The sequence below is a fragment of the Pseudoalteromonas sp. APAL1 genome, assembly GCF_021532475.1.
Lineage (GTDB): Bacteria > Pseudomonadota > Gammaproteobacteria > Enterobacterales > Alteromonadaceae > Pseudoalteromonas > Pseudoalteromonas lipolytica_C.
The window spans coordinates 1-17,795 of the sequence record NZ_JAKGAW010000043.1 but is presented as its reverse complement, the minus strand read 5'-3'; the positions used below and the strand labels follow the sequence as shown (position 1 = coordinate 17,795).

The window sequence follows — 17,795 nt, the reverse complement described above, 5'->3', positions numbered from 1 at the left end:
TCATGAGTTTTTCTAATTAACATTAAACACTCATTTACATCATTAGCACTCACCCTATATGCTAAATAGTATCAAGGGATAATAATAAGATTGACCTGCAATGACGACAAAAAGCACACCAAAGATTATGGCGCTCACTACGCATTGTATCTTCTTCGATGCATATGAAAGTGCTGAGCATGGCTTAAATACACAAAAAAAGATTTGGGCGCTGGCTCAATTTTGCCAATCGACGGGAGATTTCGTTGATGTTGTTCCAGCTAATAACAACTTAACTCTGTATCTAAAAGAGTCTGAAAAGCTAGCAAGTTGGCTGCCATTATTGCTTGAGCAGTGGCAAGAGACTTCGACTAAAGATTTTGCATCAACTCATCACAAGCTACCCACCGTATATGGTGGTCAACATGGCCCTGACATTGCTCATGTAGCTGCAGAGCACAACTTAACTGTTGACGAAGTCGCGCAGTTACATAGTAGTAAAATCTACCCTGTTTTATTTTTAGGTTTTCAACCTGGTTTTGCTTACTTAGATGGCTTGGATCCTAAATTATATACGCCACGTCGAAGCGAGCCGCGCATCTCAGTGCCAAAAGGGTCTGTTGCTATTGGTGGCGAGCAAACAGGCGTATATCCTGAAACGTCACCCGGTGGCTGGCAAATAATCGGTCACACCGACTTTAAATTATTCGATATTAATGCAACCTCTCCCTGTGCTGTTAAACCCGGTGATACCTTAGAGTTTGTTATTCAGGAGGTGTTAAAATGATCACCATCGTTAAACCTGGCATGCAAATGTCTATACAAGATCAAGGCCGCGTGGGTGCTCGTCATTTGGGAATTGGCCAATCTGGCTGTATTGATCCTTATGCGCAGATCATAGTAAACCGATTAGTTGGAAACGCAGACAACAATCCAGTCATTGAGATCACACTAGGTCTTGCTGAAATTAAGTTCGATAACGACTACTACATTGCCTTGCATGGAACAGATATGAAAGCCAGTGTTAATGGTAATGCGATTGAACCAGGCTGGAGTTTTTACATTAAAAAAGGTGATGTGTTAAAGCTAAATGCCGCACGTCATGGGTTTAGAAGCTACCTTGCTATAGGCGGACAATGGCAGCTACCTGACCCTATATTAGATTCCTACTCAACAGATATAACTGCTGGTTTTGGTGGTCTAACCGGACAAGCACTGAAATCTGGAGACAGCTTTGAGGTAATACCAAAATACAACACTAAAGTCGGTTTAGGTGCAATGCTACCACCTAAAAGCACCCAAATACGCATACATGCTGGCCCACATGCTGCAGTTTTGCCTAAAGACACCATAGTTAATTTTATAAATCATTCATGGCATGTATCACCTAATAGTAACCGCATGGGTACACGATTATTAAGTGATGAGTGTAGCTTAGAGTATGATGTGTCATTGCCATCGATGGCAGTAGCACCAGGCAGCATACAGTTACCGCCAAATGGTGAACCAATTGTATTATTGAATGATGCGCAAACAACCGGTGGCTATCCTTTACTAGGAACTGTGATCGACGCTGATCTTCGTCATTTTGCCCAATTAAAGCCAGGTGATTTTTTACATTTCAAGTTTGTTACTCTAGCAGATGCTTTTAAGGCGAAAGAAAAGCTAACAGCTCACCTTAATCAATTAGCCATTGCGCTAAAATACAAAAACAAATAGTTAATCTGATTAGCAAGTGGCTTGCCACTTGCTTTCTTAAGGCTCCCACTTGTCTATACATCTTCAATTAACAAATTGAACAATTAGTTTGCTTAACGCAACGCACCAAAACAGTGCGTAAAACATCACTTTTAATGGCGCTATTTACCACTTCAAACCAGCCTATTTGTTCAAATCAAGTATTTAAATTGCTCACAACTTAGGCAGCCATCCCATTTTGGTGCAAAGCAATAACACTTGGTGCATATTTTATTCTCAAATATTTAAAAAAGCTGTGTGACTTAGGTAATTATTTCTGTTAAAACAAACATTCGCAGTTATATAAATTCTGTTAACTGCGCACATATTTGGAATGAGGAGTCACTATGTGTTCAATATTTGGGGTATTAGATATCAAATCTGATCCCGCCCAATTGCGAAGTCAAGCAATTGAGATGTCAAAACTTTTAAGACACCGCGGACCTGACTGGTCTGGCGTATATTCATCTGATAAAGCTATTTTAGTCCACGAGCGTCTTGCTATTGTTGGTGTATCAAGTGGTGCTCAACCTTTATATAATCCAGAGCGCACACATATCCTTGCTGTAAATGGTGAAATTTATAACCACAAAGAGCTTGCGGCAAATCTAGAAACAGACTTTAAGTTTCAAACTCAATCAGACTGTGAAGTTATCTTAGCTTTATATAAACAAAAAGGGCCTGAATTCTTAGACGACTTGAATGGTATTTTCGCTTTTTGTTTATACGATGAAGAACAAGACGCCTACCTAATAGGTCGTGACCATATTGGTATTATCCCGCTTTACACAGGTCATGATGAGCATGGTAATTTTTATGTTGCTTCAGAACTAAAAGCGCTTTCACCAATTTGTAAACACATTGAAGAGTTTCCTCCGGGTCACTTCTTGTGGAGCAAAGATGGTCAACTTCGTAAGTATTACAGCCGCGATTGGCAAAGCTATGACGCAGTAAAAGACAACGAAGCTAAATCAAGCGATGTTAAAGAAGGCTTAGAAGCAGCTGTAAAACGTCAACTAATGTGTGATGTACCTTACGGTGTTCTATTATCAGGCGGTTTAGACTCATCGGTTATTTCAGCTATCACGCAACGTTTCGCCGCAAAACGTATCGAAGATAATGACGAGTCTGATGCTTGGTGGCCAAAACTGCACTCTTTCTCAGTTGGTCTTGAGGGCTCACCAGACTTAGCAGCTGCACAAAAAGTTGCAGATATGATTGGTACGGTTCACCACCCTATCCACTTTACTATTCAAGAAGGTATTGATGCTCTTCGCGAAGTGATTTATCACATTGAAACGTACGATGTGACAACCATTCGTGCCTCAACTCCTATGTACTTAATGGCGCGTCAAATTAAAGCCATGGGTATAAAAATGGTGTTGTCTGGCGAAGGTGCTGATGAGCTTTTTGGTGGTTACCTTTATTTCCACAAAGCACCTAATGCGCAAGAGTTCCATGAAGAGCTAAACCGTAAAGTGTCTAAACTACATATGTTTGACTGTTTACGGGCTAATAAATCTATGGCTGCTTGGGGTGTAGAAGCACGCGTGCCTTTCTTAGATAAAGAATTTGTAGACGTTGCAATGCGTATCAACCCTGAAGCGAAAATGTGTAAAGACGGTAAAATCGAAAAACACATTATTCGTGAAGCGTTTGACGGCTATCTACCAGACGAAGTGTTATGGCGTCAAAAAGAGCAATTCTCTGATGGTGTAGGCTATAACTGGATTGATACTTTAAAAGAGTATGTGAGCGAGCAAGTAAGCGATCAAGACCTTGCTAACGCTAAATATAAATACCCGATTAATACGCCAGATTCTAAAGAAGCGTATTTCTATCGTAGTATTTTTGAAGAGCACTTCCCTGGTGATGCAGCGGCAAAATGTGTTCCGCATGGCAAATCAGTTGCTTGTTCAACACCTGAAGCGCTTGCTTGGGATGAGTCATTCCAAAACAATGCTGACCCTTCTGGTCGTGCTGCTGGCGTTCATAACGACGCTTATAAAAAGTAGTAATTTTGTGCTGCAAGCCCTGTGTTTGCAGCACTTTCCTCTCAACTGAAATAATTTGTTTTGAAATAATACTGTCATCAAATTAATCCTCTACTGCATCAAATTGTTCACAATTCCAACAAAAAACGTAAAAAACCGCATTTATTCGGCTGTTTAGGGACAAAACCATTTACATTTTTTTTCGAACTCCTACACTAAAGACTAAACTTTGGTACAAATTTAGTTCGTCTACAAACTATTTTTCGGTTTCATACGTATAAGTAGTGTTAGCCGAGATGTGCCAACCGGCCGTTTAGCTTTCTGCTAGATATAACTACAACAAGAGGTATTCATGAGCGAACATCATGATAAGTACAGTATCGACAATACCGACTACACCGTTGGTCAGGACAATGTGCAAAAATGGGGTTTTGATGTGCACAACCCTGTATTTGGCATTAGTGCAGGTTTAATTGCGCTATTTTTAGTGGCAACACTTGTGTCAGATGCTGAAACAGCAAAAACAACCCTGAATGGAATTAAAAACGACATTATTAATAATTTTGATGGCTTTTTTATGTGGTCAGCAAACTTATTCGTATTGTTTTGCTTGGCGTTAATTGTTTCACCATACGGCAACATCCGCCTTGGTGGTAAAGAAGCGCGCCCAACTCACTCTCGTATTTCATGGCTTGCAATGTTATTTGCTGCGGGTATGGGTATTGGCTTAATGTTTTGGGGCGTAGCAGAGCCTGTCGCTTACTTTACAGGCTGGTACGAAACACCACTCGGCGTTGAAGCAAACACACCAGAGGCTGCGAAATTAGCAATGGGTGCAACTATGTTCCATTGGGGTTTACACCCTTGGGCAATTTACGCCGTTGTTTCGCTTTCGTTAGCATTCTTTTGCTACAACAAGGGCCTGCCGTTATCAATCCGCTCTATTTTTTATCCTATTTTAGGTGACAAAGCATGGGGCTGGCCGGGCCATCTTATTGATATTCTAGCTGTACTTGCCACCTTATTTGGTCTCGCAACGTCTCTTGGTTTAGGTGCACAGCAAGCCGCTGCAGGTATAAACCACGTGTTTGGTACTGATAGCGGTATTGGTCTACAAATCGGCGTTATTGTTGGTGTTACTCTACTTGCAGTGATCTCTGTTGTTCGTGGTATCGACGGCGGTGTAAAGCTGCTTAGTAATGTAAACATGGTTATCGCATTTGTGTTACTCGTATTTGTTGCTCTCGTTGGTTTTTCAGCAGCGTTTGGTAATCTTCCTAATACTGTTATGGGTTATGTTGAAAACATTATTCCGTTAAGTAACCCACATGGCCGTGAAGATGAAACATGGATGCACGGCTGGACAGTATTCTACTGGGCTTGGTGGATTTCATGGTCACCGTTTGTAGGTATGTTCATTGCGCGTGTATCTGAAGGTCGTACAATTCGTGAATTCTTAATTGCCGTATTACTTGTGCCTACCGTTGTGACTATCTTCTGGATGTCTATTTATGGTGGTATCGCTATTGAACAAATTATTGATAAAGTGGGTGTACTAGGTGAGAAAGGTTTAACTGATGTACCACTTGCGATGTTCCAAATGTTTGAAGCCCTGCCAATGTCGCAAGTGCTTTCATTCATTGCAATTGTGCTGGTACTCGTGTTCTTTATTACGTCATCTGACTCAGGTTCTTTAGTTATCGACTCTATCACTGCCGGTGGTAAAGTTGACGCGCCAGTGCCACAACGTATTTTCTGGGCAACAATCGAGGGTGCGATTGCTGCAGCGCTTGTTTGGATTGGTGGCACACAAGCTATCGAAGCATTACAAGCCGGTGCCGTATCTACGGGCTTACCGTTTACCTTTGTATTGCTATTAATGTGTGTAAGTTTAATCCTTGGTCTACGTACAGAGCCAAGAAACTAACCACTACCTTTAAATAAAAAACGCCGCTATATGCGGCGTTTTTTATTTATAAGCTTTGCTCAATTAATTTAAATTACTCGTCATAAAGTCTGTGCTGTTAAGCACGCTATATGAGCAATTCACTTAGCGATGTATCTGGGCGGTAATGATAAGCAATTTGCGCTTGTAACAGCTCTGCGGTGGCAATGGCATCGTTCAGTGCGTTATGGTTTTGATACGCAGGTAACGAGTAACGAATGCGAGAATCCGCAAGACGAACGGAATCAAGCTTAGAATTAAACAACCTACCTAGTAGACCTTGTTTTGCTCTAAGCGCCCTGCTTTCAAGCTCTAACGTGTCTATTACTGCAAACTCAAGGCCTTCACCCAATCGCGATTGTAGCGCTTGATACAAAAAGTGTCGTTCAATGGGAGCAAAATGCACCACTATGACTTTACCTTTTAATGCTGCTAGTAATGGCTCCATAATAGATGAAAAATCTGGCGCGTCACTTACTTCTGAATGGGTAATACCATGAATAACGATCGACTCTTCAGCGAGCTTACGTCTTGGTTGTACAATCCAATGCTGGCTATCTTTACAAAAGATGCGCCTAGCATTAAATGGAATTAAACCAACACTGACTATATCGTCATTTTGAAAATTTAGACCGGTCGTCTCAAAATCAAGCGCCACTAAGGGTACGTCGCTAATTGGCATGTTTAAATCACAAATAGCGGCTTGATAAAACTCTTGAATTAACGGCTGTTTGCTAGCCGCCAATAACTGCTGATACCGAGTCGGCCAATCAAGTTTTACACCTTGTTTAGCCATTACTTCATCCCTGTATTGGCAGAGTATCTGAATTTAAGGAAATTCTGCGCTTTATCTAAAATCGCAAACGCTTCTTTAAGGTTGCGCTGCTCAAAAGGCGATAGTAAATGTGGCTCAAGATCGTTATCTGGGGCTTCGTCTAACTTTTCAATTTGCCATGCTTGGTGGCGAATACGAACCATCGAAATGTATTCTAAGGCATCTCGAAGATCTTGCGCTTTCCCTGCGGGTAAAAGCTTTGCTTCGATGATATCTTCTAAACGCTCGAATGAATTTTGTTTACGACTGCCTATTGCTAAAGCATGAACACGAATTACATCTGATAATGGCGCAGTACCGCGGCGTTTTAAGTTCATAGAAGGCTTATGCTGACCATTATGCTCTAGCACAAAATCTTTAAAGAAACCTAAAGGCGGTGTTCTGTTACGGGCATTGGCTGCAAGGTTAGCCAAGAAACGCTTATTCTTACGCCCTTCAGTTGCAATAAATCGTTTGAGCTCATCAGCCCATTTGGTTTTACCGTAAACGCCATCTAAATCAAAAAAGATAGAGCTGTGTAATAAAGCCTGTGGTTTTGGTTCTGCCATCCAGCCTGCAAATTGCTCTTTCCACTGCTCACGAGTTAAACGCCACTTTTTAAATGACGCCATGATTTCCCCTTCGCAGTATTTATAGCCACATTCGGCTAAACCATCACAGACAAAGTCAGCGAGCTTTTGAAAATATTCGTCATGTAATTCCTCGTTAAAGCTATTATCAAGGATAATGGCGTTATCTTGGTCGGTAACAATTAATTGCTCATCACGAGCCATTGAACCTAATGCAATAAAACAATAAGGAATGGGCGGCGGGCCAAATTTTTCTTCGGCTAAATCAAGTAAACGCTGTTTAAAGGTACGCCCTATTACAGCCATTGCTGTACCAATCATATGAGAGTTAGCGTCTTCGTTTACCATGCGTACAAACACGTTAGGTAGCTGACGTGCATAATGCGCTAAATCTTCAACAGATTGCTGAGCTAAAATACCCCGCACTAACAATAAACTGCTTTGTGATTCATATCGCAAAATGTCAGATAAAGAAATAACACCGATGGGCTTTTTCTTAACAACGACAGGTAGGTGATGAATGTTATCTCTGAGCATAGCAAGCACAGCCTCAAACACATAGGCGTTGCTATCGAGTAAGATGAGATCCGTTTGCATAATTTGCTCGGCAGGTGATTCGTAGCTTAAGCCTTCAGCAATCACACTGGTGCGCAAATCTCGGTCTGTAATTATGCCAACTACTTGACCATCATCATCGTCGGGATCATCACTGATGGGTTTATCGGCATCTGTTACTAATACAGACGATACCGACTCTTGTGTCATCAATTGAGCAACCATTTGCACAGACGCGTCTTTTGCAACGGTCACGACATCTCTGTGCAGTAATGATTTAACTTTTGCAGTTGTTAAATCATTACTGTCAGCCTGCTCTACAATGGCCTGATGAAGACGCACATTGCCATCAGCTTCAAAGAAGTCTGCAAAGGCTTCGTATTCATCACAGTATTGATTAAATAGCTCTACATTAATGCAATACACTAAGGTGTCTTCGAGGGCCTTGGCAGGAAATCGGACTTTGCGGTTCATCAGCAAACCCATTTGTCCGAAAATACCACCGACAGTTAAGCGGTTATACAAATCACCATCGCGTCGATACATTTCGACGGCTCCGGTTCTAATTACATATAAATCGGCAATGTCATCGCCGTAATTAAGGATTTGTGTTCCCGCTCTGAAGTAGGCTATCTCTACTTGTGAAGCGAGAGTGTTAACCGCTTCTTCGGGTAAATCATCAAATGGAGCATGATCACTTAAAAATTGTGCTATGTCGACGTGTTCGGCTTGCATAAGCGTACCTAGTTTTGAGCTTTTCCTTGATTGTGAGTGTAATCTGCTATTTTTTCAAAGAAAAAATAGCAGATTTAAATGGATTAAGCCTTTTCTAGTTCTTCGGCCAGAAGTTTCGACTCATCACCACGAGGTTTGGTAAAGCGCGCTAAACCAAGATAAATCACAGGTGTAAGGTATAATGTGAACAGCACTGCTAATGCTAAACCACCAAATACCACCCAACCAATCGCGTTACGCGCTTCGGCACCGGCACCGGTGGATAATATAAGTGGTAATGCACCTAGCAAAGTTGACACTAAGGTCATCGCAATTGGGCGTAACCTCACAAGAGCAGCTTCTTCAACTGCTTCTCTAACACTGCGACCTTTATCTCGTAATTGGTCAGCAAATTCCACCAGCAAAATAGCATTTTTAGCTATTAAGCCAATAAGCATGACCAAACCTATTTGTGAATAAATGTTCAATGATGTACCCGTTAGATACAAGGCCAAAATGGCCGATGTAATGCCAAATGGCACAGTGATCATCACTACAATGGCACTATTAACACTTTCAAATTGCGCAGCTAAAACAAGTAATACAATCAAAAATGCCAAAATATAGGTGATCAAGACTTCATTAGCCGTTTCTTCAAAGGTGAGTGCCTCACCCTTAAAGGCTAAACTTATACCAGCTGGCAGGTTTTGCTCTGATATTTCACGGATTTTATTTACAACTTCGGCAATAGTAATATCATCTGGCATTTCCATGCTTAATTCGATTGCTCGGCGCTGAGCATGGCGCTCTAGTTCTGCTGCAACACCTTCTTCTGTAATGGTTGCCACACTACTCAGTGGCACTAACTGACCATTACGACCCCCAACATATAAGTTTGCTAAGTCACTTGGGTTTGTAATAGTTTGGTTTTGTGCTTGCAGCATAATAGGGATTGATTGGTCGCCGATGTTTAAATCAGCAATGTCATCGCCGTTAATGGCTGCTCTAAGCGTAATAGATATATCACTGAGCGATACGCCGAGCTCTTCAGCACGACGTCTATCAATATTAACCCGTAATTGCGGTTGTGACGGTTGGTACGAGATACGTACTGGCGCCACTTCTGGCAAGGCTTTTTCTATTTCTGCCGAGAAATTTTGTGCCGCTTTAAAGATCTCAAGGTAATCTTGCCCCAATAATGCAAGCTCAATACCACCGCCTTGACCACGCAAGTTCAAACTATTTGAACCACCTGGGTAACCAGCCGCACCTGGAATGTTTCCTAAAGGTCCACGAATTTTATTGATAATTTCTTGCTGACTAAAATTTCATTCGTCCCAATGCTTTAACGGCACAGTGATAAATACGATATTCGGATCCCATTGCCCAACGACGGTATAAATTGACTCAATATCACCACTTTCAACATAGGGCAGTAAAATATCTTCCATTTGCACCGCTTGCCTGTCCATAAAGTTAAGGCCTACACCATCTGGGCCACGGGCGAAAATGCGAATTTTACCGCGGTCTTCTGTCGGCAATAATTCATTATCTAAATTGAAATACAGCGCACCAGAGCCTGCTGCAACGAGTAAGCAAGCAAAAAATGTTAGCCATGCATGTTTAAGTACGCCATGAATTGAGCGTTTGTATATATTCGCTAAAGCATGCCCAACTTTTGCAAAAGGATGAAAACCACCCTGCTTTAATTTCAGTTTTGAGGTTAGTGCAGGCACTAAAGAAAGCGCTACAAAGCTTGATATAATCACAGCTCCAGCAAGCACACCACCAAACTCTCTAAATAGTCGCCCTGCTGTTGAAGGCAAAAAGGCAATCGGCACAAACACAGCTGCTAATACAGCGGTTGTTGCCACCACAGCAAAAAATACTTCGCGGGTGCCAATTACAGCCGCAGCTCTTCGGCCAAGGCCTAAGCCACGCTGACGTTGAATATTTTCACTGACCACAATCGCATCATCTACAATAAGGCCTGTCGCTAATACCAGCGCCAACAAAGTTAAGATATTAATCGAAAAACCAAGCGCCCAAATCTGTGCTAAAGAACCAATTAACGCAACAGGTATGGCAAATGCGGGGACGAGCGTTGCTCGCCATGAGCCAATAAACACCCAAAGTGTGATCACTACTAACATCACTGTCAGTAATAGAGAGTTTATTACTTCATCCACTGAGCTTCTAATAAACTGCGCATCGTCGGAGGTTAAGGTAAATTCCATTTCAGGAAAACGTACTCTCATACGTTCGATTAATGTCAGCACTTCATCAGAAATTTCGATAGTATTTGATTGAGCTTGGCGTATTATCTCCATGCCAATGACTGGCGTCCCATTTAATCGTACGAATGAACGCGGATCAGCTGGGCCAAAATACACTGCAGCAACATCACCAATACGGGTATCGTCACGCACTATAATATCTGCCACTTGTTCAGCTGATATTGACGTAGCATCGGCACGAACAATCACCTGTTGATCGCTTGATTTTAAACTACCTGCAGGCACATCAAAGGGAGCTTGGCGAAGTACATTGGCAATATCTGGTACCGTAAGGTTAAAGCTGCTTAGCTTAAGTGGGTCGATGCGCACTCTAAGCACCCGCTCTCGGTCGCCATTTAAGCGAACATCGGCAACCCCAGGAATAGTTAAAAACTGCGGGGCTAAGTCAACATCAACGCGTTCAGTGAGTGCTTCTAATGATAAGCTGTCGCTTGATACCGTTAGCGATACCACCGCTTCGGCATCGTTATCAGCTTTAATAATAGATACACGCTCTACTTCTTCGGGCAATTCTCGCTGTACACGGGCAACCGATTCGCGCGTTTCGTTGGCTGCATCATCTAGATTAACACCCGGGCGAAACTCAACTACAATACGGGCATTATTTTCTTCACTTTGCGCACGAATTGTTTTAACACCACTTACCCGAGCAACAGCCCCCTCAAGTTTACTGGTTACCTCGGTATCAACGGTTTCAGGCGAGCCCCCAGGAAACGATGCTGAAACAGTAATGCGTGGCCTGTCTACATCTGGTAGTTCACGTATTTCAATACCAGCAATAGCGGCAATACCCGCTATGATGATTAACAAATTCAGCACCACGATTAATACGGGCCGACGTATCGCCATTGATGGTAAATCTTCCATCATAGGTTGCTGTTTCATTATCACTCCTTGGCAAGCGTTGTTTCATTCATAAAAGTAAGCTCTTGGTTTGGGCGTAAACGTTGCACGCCTTCAGTAACCAATAAATCACCTTCTTTTAAGCCACCAGATACCAATAACCGACCGGCTAAACGCTGTTCAATTTTAACATCAACACGTGTGGCTTTTTTATTAACACTTTTCCACACGTAAGGGCCCGCAGCTCCCCACATCATGGCAGCTTCAGGAACCACTGCATGCTCTTCACCAAGTAAATTAATATGCACACGAAAACTCATACCAGGCATAAACTGATGAGATTCATTATTTAACTTTGCTTTGGTTCTTAAGGTGCGCGATTGAGGATTAATACGAGAGTCTAACTGGGCAACTTGTGCGCTGTAAGTTTTGTCGCCTAGCCAAGGGATCACTTCAACAGCTGATTTTTCCTTTAAAACATCAATTGCTGCTTCTGGTGCATTAAAGTTAATGTACAGTGTTGATACATCATCAATCGTTGCAATCGCAGTCTGTGTTGTGATCCGGTCGCCAACTTCTACATCTGTTAGCCCCATCACACCACTAAACGGAGCACGAATTTCGCGGTCTTCACGCTCTGTTTTTGCTTGCATCAACTGCACTTTCGCAAGCTCATGCAACGTTTTTGCATCGTCTAAATCGCTTTGTGGTACAGCACCTCGAGCATGGCTTTCTTCGAGCCGCTTCATTGTTCGCTCTGTGTCATTTAACGTTATTTGTGCTTCTAAAAGAGCAGCTTGCTGCCTGCGCGAATCAAGCTCAAGTAGCAAATCTCCTTTTTTGACATTGTCACCGGGTTTGAAGTGAACAGCAGTCACCCTGTCCCCAACCGCAGGGTATAAGGTTACAGAACGCACAGCTTCAGCACTACCAACTGCTTTTATTTGTTGTTTTGCTTTTTCAAGCGTAACTGATTCAACAACTACGTTTGCAGCCTCAGCGACTGATACGCAACTAATTAAGGCAAGAAAAGTCCATGAATGCAATTTGCCAATTATCAAAAGTGTCACCTAAATAAGAATCGTTTTAATTGTTACGAAGTGTAACAGCTTTGTGATCAATAAAAAGGATGCTTCGTTTAATAAACAAATTGATAAGTTAAAATGAATAATTAGAAATACGGCGCTGATTTTGCCGCATTTCTATCTGTAATATCGCTTATTTAAGTGAGCTATTTTCAGGCAATAAAACCTTACAGATAACTAAGTCACTTTAAACGCATGTAGCAACAGGTTTAATCCCTCAAACTGGTTTGTATGAATGCAGATTAATCTTATAAATTAATACAGTTAACTGCAGGCACGGTTTTTAAACGCGCTTCTGAGGCAATAGTCACTTCTACACAACCAGAATTAAGATCAATTTCGTCCTTTTGAATAACAGAAAAACGCCCTTCTTGCTCTGATCTAAGTGCGTATTCAAAGGCATTGTTGCTGCCCTCTGCAATGGCAGTAAAAAGCCCACCAATAATTGCACCAGCTAATGCCCCAGCAACCATATCTTCATGATTGCCATCTAATTCATCGATAAGCCCTATTGCAGAGCCACCAACAATGCCTGTTTTTACATTAGATGACAGTTTTACAGGTTTAACATCTTCAACTTTGGCGTAAAACTTTTTAATCATGACCTGCTGATCGGCTCTATCAACACCTTGTGTCGCGCAGCCACCTAGTAATAATAAGCTCACTAGTAGTTTCTTCATACCCATTTAGTCCTATAAAGTATTGCTGTTAGGTAGAATAATAACTACTTAGTTCGTAAGGGACTGTGAGATATATGTAGGTAAGTGTAAAAAAGCGCACTAACTTATTACTAGGTAACTCAACTAAAAAATCCTCGGATAAATCAGAGCTTAAACACTATTGAAGCAACGATATTATGTGTGTTGCTATCATTAATTTTTGTATTTTCATAATCAAGTGTTAAGGCCGTACCACTAGACAATGCATAACCAATACCTAGCCCGGTTAAAAGTGATACTCCAGAGTCTTTTTGATCAACAATAAAGTAATCATCAGAGAATTTTTGTAGAAAGCTAAAATTACTATCCCAAAGTACACTACCTAAATGCGCCCTAACAAATACATTGCCAGTAATTGGGTATGTACCAAGTAAACGCAGATCAAGTGCATTGGTTTCAAGCCCTCCGCTGTAAACAGAATTTTTAACGACCGTACCACTTTGATTAGTTGTTTCGCTATATACATTAAATTCGGCTTCGCCAAGCACACTAAAACCTGCTTCTATTGCTAGATATTGATTAAATTGGTAGCCGGCAAATCCTCTAAACCCAGTTCCTGTGTCACTGTAGTCATAACGTAACGGTAAAATTTCTTGCTGCTCTATCAAGGGGATAAAATTAACATCGTAATAATTTTTTTGAGCAGCAATGCCAATGTAACCAAATTTATTTTCGTTAAGCGCTGAATGAGCAAAAAATGGCATTGAACACATTGCCACCGTAAGTAGTTTGTACATTGTATATATCCTTATACTTCAAACGTTTACTTTTTAAAATTAAGAAAAGATAGTGTTGGAGATGGTATCTAAAATAAATAATCGGCAGATTGTACATTAATAAGGAACAAATGGTAGCTTTTATAGCAATTACAGTGACTTAATAAACAAAGTAACTATATTTAAAAAGCTAACTAATAAATAATCCATAAAAAAACCCCAGACTATGCTGGGGTTTATAAGAAATTTGCTAAAGGTTACTGTTGGCGCTGTGCTTCTTTTTGCGCTTTTTTAGCTTCTTTACGCTTACGAAGAACTTCTTGCGCTTCGTTACCGATGTGACCTTCACCGCGCGCTTGTGCTAATTCGATTTGCTTTTGACGCTCAGCAAAGCGAGCACGTTGCTCTTCTGTTAGGCTGTCGTGACAGTGGTGACACGAAACACCTTCCATGTATTCAGGCTTTTGCTTTTCTTCTTCAGTGATAGGCATACGACACGCATGACATTGGTCGTAAGAGCCTTTTTGTAAGTCGTGATTTACCGCAACGCGGTTATCAAATACAAAACACTCACCTTCCCACATGGTTTCTTCTTTTGGTACTTCTTCTAAGTACTTAAGGATACCGCCTTCAAGGTGGAATACCTCGTCAAAACCTTGCTCTTTCATATACGCAGTTGATTTTTCACAGCGAATACCACCGGTGCAGAACATAGCGACTTTTTTGTGCTTTGCTGGATCTAGGTTTTCTTTTGCCCACGCTGGGAATTCACGGAATGTCTTCGTGTTTGGATCAACCGCATTTTGGAAAGTACCGATCTCGATTTCGTAATCATTACGCGTATCGATAAGAATCACTTCAGGGTCTGAAATTAACGCGTTCCAATCAGCAGGCTTAACGTATGTACCCACTACTTCACGTGGGTCAATACCTTCAACACCCATAGTTACGATTTCTTTTTTAAGTTTTACCTTAGTACGGTAGAACGGGCATTCGTCATCGTATGACTCTTTAGTCACAATGTTATCTAGGTTTGGTTGTGCATCTAACCATGCTAATAGGTTATCAATACCTTCGCGCTTAGCAGAAACAGTACCGTTGATACCTTCAGCCGCAAGTAACAAAGTACCGCGTACTTCATTGTCTTCCATCACTTTAAGTAATGGTTGGCGAATAGCTTCAAAATCTGGAAGGGCTACAAATTTGTAGAGTGCGCACACAACAAAGTGCTCGCTGGTTACATTGTCTTTATGAACAGCAGTCATGGTTTTACCTTTTGCCTTAAATGCCCATGTGGGGCGTTAACCGAATCGTAAATCCGGCGCATTGAGGGCGCGTATTTTACGCGAATTAGCGATAATTGCAAAAACTGATGCGAAATAGCTGTGTTTTTACTGTCTCCTAGCGAGGCAAGTACGTTATAATGAACAGGATTTACTAAATTTTGCTCATCGGAGATTACGCATTGCATTTTACTGAACTTGGGATTGATACACGCCTCGAAAAACAACTTGCGCATCAAGGCATCACCCAGCCCACTGACATTCAAGCTCACGCGGTACCAACAGCTATCGCAGGCCATGATATTTTTGCACAGTCAAAAACAGGATCGGGCAAAACGCTGGCGTTTTTATTACCTGCTGTACAGCGTGTAATGAAACAAAAAGCACTCAGTAAACGCGACCCTCGCGTTTTAATCGTTGCGCCTACCCGCGAATTAGCAACCCAAGTATACAGCCAATTAAGACTATTAATTGCCGGCACAAATATTAGTGTCGTTAAAATACTCGGTGGCGAAAACTTTAATGACCAAATTAAGGCGCTACGCAAAGACCCTCATTTTGTAGTGGGCACACCGGGGCGTTTAGCTGACCATTTAAGTCAACGTTCATTACAGCTTTCAGGCTTAGAGCTTTTAATTTTTGATGAAGCTGACCGTATTCTAGATTTAGGCTTTACCGATCAAGTTAAAATGATCAACGAACTTGCTGATCACCGATTACGTCAAACGTTATTGTTTTCAGCAACGCTTGACCATGCACAAGTTGATGCCCTGTCACGTAACTTATTACGTTCACCAAAACAAATACTGTTAAGTGCTTCTAATGAGCAGCATAGTGACATTACCCAGCAGCTTTATTTAGCTGATCATCTAGATCACAAAGAAGCCCTACTTGAGCACTTTGTAAAGCAAGACAATGTTGGCCAATGCATTATATTTACCGCAACACGTGCCGATACTCAGCGTCTAAGTCAGTTATTAACTGATAAAGGCTTTAAAGCACAAGCACTCGCTGGTGACTTAACCCAAGCCAAACGCCTTGAAATCATGGATGCCTTTAGCCGTGAAAACTTTAAAATCTTAATCACCACCGATGTTGCATCGCGTGGTCTTGATTTATTAAGCGTGACCCATGTAATTAACTTTGACCTACCAAAGCATGCTGAAGAGTATGTGCACCGTATTGGTCGTACAGGTCGCGCTGGCTTTAAAGGGACTGCTATTTCGTTAGTAGGCCCGAAAGATTGGCCAAGCTACAAAGCAATTAAAGCATTTTTAAATGATGAATTAAGCTTTTTCACCGTTGATGGCCTTGTTGGTAAATTTAAAGGCCTACGTGAGAAAAAACCACAAACGGTTTGGAATAAAGCAGAGAAAAAAGTCGCTGCAAAGCCTGCTAAACCAAAACGTAAAGCTGCCCCTAAAAAACCGAAAACGCCTATTAAACCACCTATTGATGTCGATGGTTTTTCACCTATGCGTCGTAAGAAAAAACCAGAACAGGAATAATAATGAGCATTCTTGGAACAACCCAAACACTATTCGTTAACGAAATGTCAAACGAAGGCGCCTATTTAGATGGCCGTGACTTAGGTGAAGTATTTTTACCAAGTAAAGAAATTGAATACGAACTTGAAGCTGGTGACAGCGTGCAAGTATTTATTTATTTAGATCATGCAGGCCACCCAACCGGCACCACAAAAAAACCTTTAGCTGAAGTGGGCGAATATGCCCTACTCCGTGTTAAAGCAATTAATAGCACTGGTGCGTTTATGGATTGGGGCCTCGAAAAAGACGTGCTAGCGCCATACAATGAACAAAAGCCAAAAATGAAAGAAGGCTTCTCGTATCTTGTACGCTTATATCTCGATAACGCCAGCCAACGTATTTGTGCATCAAGCAACTTTAATAAGTTTTTATCGAAAGATGAACCAACTTACTCAACGATGGAAGAAGTTGACTTAATCGTTGCCGGTAAAACAGACCTAGGCTACAAAGTACTCGTAAACGAAGCCCACATTGGTGTGGTTTACTACAACACCGTATTTAAAAAGCTATTTATTGGCCAGCGCTTAAAAGGCTTTATTCAAAAAGTACGTGAAGACGGCAAAATCGACGTACTACTTGAAAAGCCAGGTATGGGCAAAGTAAACGACTTAGGCGAAAAAATCTTAACTAAATTAAAAGCCGAAGGCGGCGTACTTCACTTAGGTGATAAGTCAGACCCTGAAGCAATTAAAAAAACTTTCTCAACCAGTAAAGCAAACTACAAAAAAGCCATTGGCGGTTTGTTTAAGCAAGGTTTGATTGAGATTGAAGCAACGTCGATTAGGTTGAAATAAGTTGCGAGTTAACAAGATAGTGAATTATCTGAAAGAGTAAAGTGAACGCTTTACTCTTTTTTATTTTTTATAGGTTTGATAGCCGTAAACTTTCTAACGCTATTTCGAGTATTTTTCATAGATGTGAAAGTCGGTATTGTGTACAGACTGTGTGAAAACTCTGATCACCTTTTGGTCTAAGTA

General features: G+C 41.4%; 12 protein-coding genes and 1 pseudogene. 6 read left to right on the top strand and 7 right to left on the bottom strand.

Going from position 1 to position 17,795, the window contains the following annotated elements:
- The first annotated feature begins 100 nt into the window (after window positions 1-100).
- The 4 genes from pxpB to L1264_RS17165 all read left to right on the top strand — a co-directional run bounded on the left by pxpB (window position 101) and on the right by L1264_RS17165 (window position 5,637).
- Window positions 101-766: a 5-oxoprolinase subunit PxpB gene (gene pxpB / locus L1264_RS17180; RefSeq protein WP_199526458.1), complete on the top strand. Its 666-nt coding sequence runs from the start codon at window positions 101-103 to the stop codon at window positions 764-766.
- Complete coding sequence (locus L1264_RS17175) at window positions 763-1,698, top strand: biotin-dependent carboxyltransferase family protein (protein ID WP_235404285.1); 936 nt, start codon at window positions 763-765, stop codon at window positions 1,696-1,698. The genes pxpB and L1264_RS17175 overlap by 4 nt, the downstream gene beginning before the upstream one ends.
- Window positions 1,699-2,063: 365 nt before the next feature.
- Window positions 2,064-3,731 (top strand): asparagine synthase B, encoded by a 1,668-nt coding sequence (gene asnB / locus L1264_RS17170; protein WP_199526456.1) that lies wholly within the window; start codon window positions 2,064-2,066, stop codon window positions 3,729-3,731.
- 331 nt (window positions 3,732-4,062) lie between these two features.
- On the top strand, window positions 4,063-5,637 hold the full coding sequence (locus L1264_RS17165) for a BCCT family transporter (protein WP_199526455.1): 1,575 nt from the start codon (window positions 4,063-4,065) through the stop codon (window positions 5,635-5,637).
- Between the two features lie 106 nt (window positions 5,638-5,743).
- Here L1264_RS17165 and L1264_RS17160 read toward each other — a convergent pair whose 3' ends face one another.
- The 7 genes and pseudogenes from L1264_RS17160 to trhO form a co-directional block, all read right to left on the bottom strand.
- Window positions 5,744-6,451, bottom strand: a complete 708-nt coding sequence (locus L1264_RS17160; RefSeq protein WP_199526454.1) for a 3'-5' exonuclease — start codon at window positions 6,449-6,451, stop codon at window positions 5,744-5,746.
- On the bottom strand, window positions 6,451-8,349 hold the full coding sequence (locus L1264_RS17155) for a DUF294 nucleotidyltransferase-like domain-containing protein (RefSeq protein WP_235404283.1): 1,899 nt from the start codon (window positions 8,347-8,349) through the stop codon (window positions 6,451-6,453). Before L1264_RS17155 ends, L1264_RS17160 begins: the two co-directional genes overlap by 1 nt.
- Window positions 8,350-8,432: 83 nt before the next feature.
- A pseudogene (locus tag L1264_RS17150) lies at window positions 8,433-11,510 on the bottom strand (efflux RND transporter permease subunit).
- A 2-nt stretch (window positions 11,511-11,512) separates the two neighbouring features.
- On the bottom strand, window positions 11,513-12,529 hold the full coding sequence (locus tag L1264_RS17145) for an efflux RND transporter periplasmic adaptor subunit (RefSeq protein ID WP_199526451.1): 1,017 nt from the start codon (window positions 12,527-12,529) through the stop codon (window positions 11,513-11,515).
- 272 nt (window positions 12,530-12,801) lie between these two features.
- On the bottom strand, window positions 12,802-13,233 hold the full coding sequence (locus L1264_RS17140) for a hypothetical protein (RefSeq protein WP_199526450.1): 432 nt from the start codon (window positions 13,231-13,233) through the stop codon (window positions 12,802-12,804).
- 143 nt (window positions 13,234-13,376) lie between these two features.
- Complete coding sequence (locus L1264_RS17135) at window positions 13,377-14,009, bottom strand: outer membrane beta-barrel protein (protein ID WP_199526449.1); 633 nt, start codon at window positions 14,007-14,009, stop codon at window positions 13,377-13,379.
- Between the two features lie 236 nt (window positions 14,010-14,245).
- On the bottom strand, window positions 14,246-15,253 hold the full coding sequence (gene trhO, locus L1264_RS17130) for an oxygen-dependent tRNA uridine(34) hydroxylase TrhO (protein WP_105174083.1): 1,008 nt from the start codon (window positions 15,251-15,253) through the stop codon (window positions 14,246-14,248).
- A gap of 200 nt (window positions 15,254-15,453) precedes the next feature.
- Here trhO and L1264_RS17125 point away from each other — a divergent pair, with 200 nt between their 5' ends.
- Window positions 15,454-16,779 carry a DEAD/DEAH box helicase gene (locus tag L1264_RS17125; protein ID WP_199526448.1) on the top strand — a complete coding sequence of 442 codons (1,326 nt, stop codon included), beginning with the start codon at window positions 15,454-15,456 and terminating at the stop codon, window positions 16,777-16,779.
- A gap of 2 nt (window positions 16,780-16,781) precedes the next feature.
- A complete protein-coding gene (locus L1264_RS17120) occupies window positions 16,782-17,612 on the top strand; it encodes a CvfB family protein (protein WP_199526447.1) in 831 nt (276 codons plus the stop codon).
- Window positions 17,613-17,795 lie beyond the last annotated feature (183 nt).

Bases quoted from the DNA above. Each gene is read 5' to 3' on its own strand.
- pxpB (WP_199526458.1), top strand. From the start codon at position 101: ATGACGACAAAAAGCACACCAAAGATTATGGCGCTCACTACGCATTGT.
- L1264_RS17175 (WP_235404285.1), top strand. From the start codon at position 763: ATGATCACCATCGTTAAACCTGGCATGCAAATGTCTATACAAGATCAA.
- asnB (WP_199526456.1), top strand. From the start codon at position 2,064: ATGTGTTCAATATTTGGGGTATTAGATATCAAATCTGATCCCGCCCAA.
- L1264_RS17165 (WP_199526455.1), top strand. From the start codon at position 4,063: ATGAGCGAACATCATGATAAGTACAGTATCGACAATACCGACTACACC.
- L1264_RS17160 (WP_199526454.1), bottom strand. From the start codon at position 6,451: ATGGCTAAACAAGGTGTAAAACTTGATTGGCCGACTCGGTATCAGCAG.
- L1264_RS17155 (WP_235404283.1), bottom strand. From the start codon at position 8,349: ATGCAAGCCGAACACGTCGACATAGCACAATTTTTAAGTGATCATGCT.
- L1264_RS17140 (WP_199526450.1), bottom strand. From the start codon at position 13,233: ATGAAGAAACTACTAGTGAGCTTATTATTACTAGGTGGCTGCGCGACA.
- L1264_RS17135 (WP_199526449.1), bottom strand. From the start codon at position 14,009: ATGTACAAACTACTTACGGTGGCAATGTGTTCAATGCCATTTTTTGCT.
- trhO (WP_105174083.1), bottom strand. From the start codon at position 15,253: ATGACTGCTGTTCATAAAGACAATGTAACCAGCGAGCACTTTGTTGTG.
- L1264_RS17120 (WP_199526447.1), top strand. From the start codon at position 16,782: ATGAGCATTCTTGGAACAACCCAAACACTATTCGTTAACGAAATGTCA.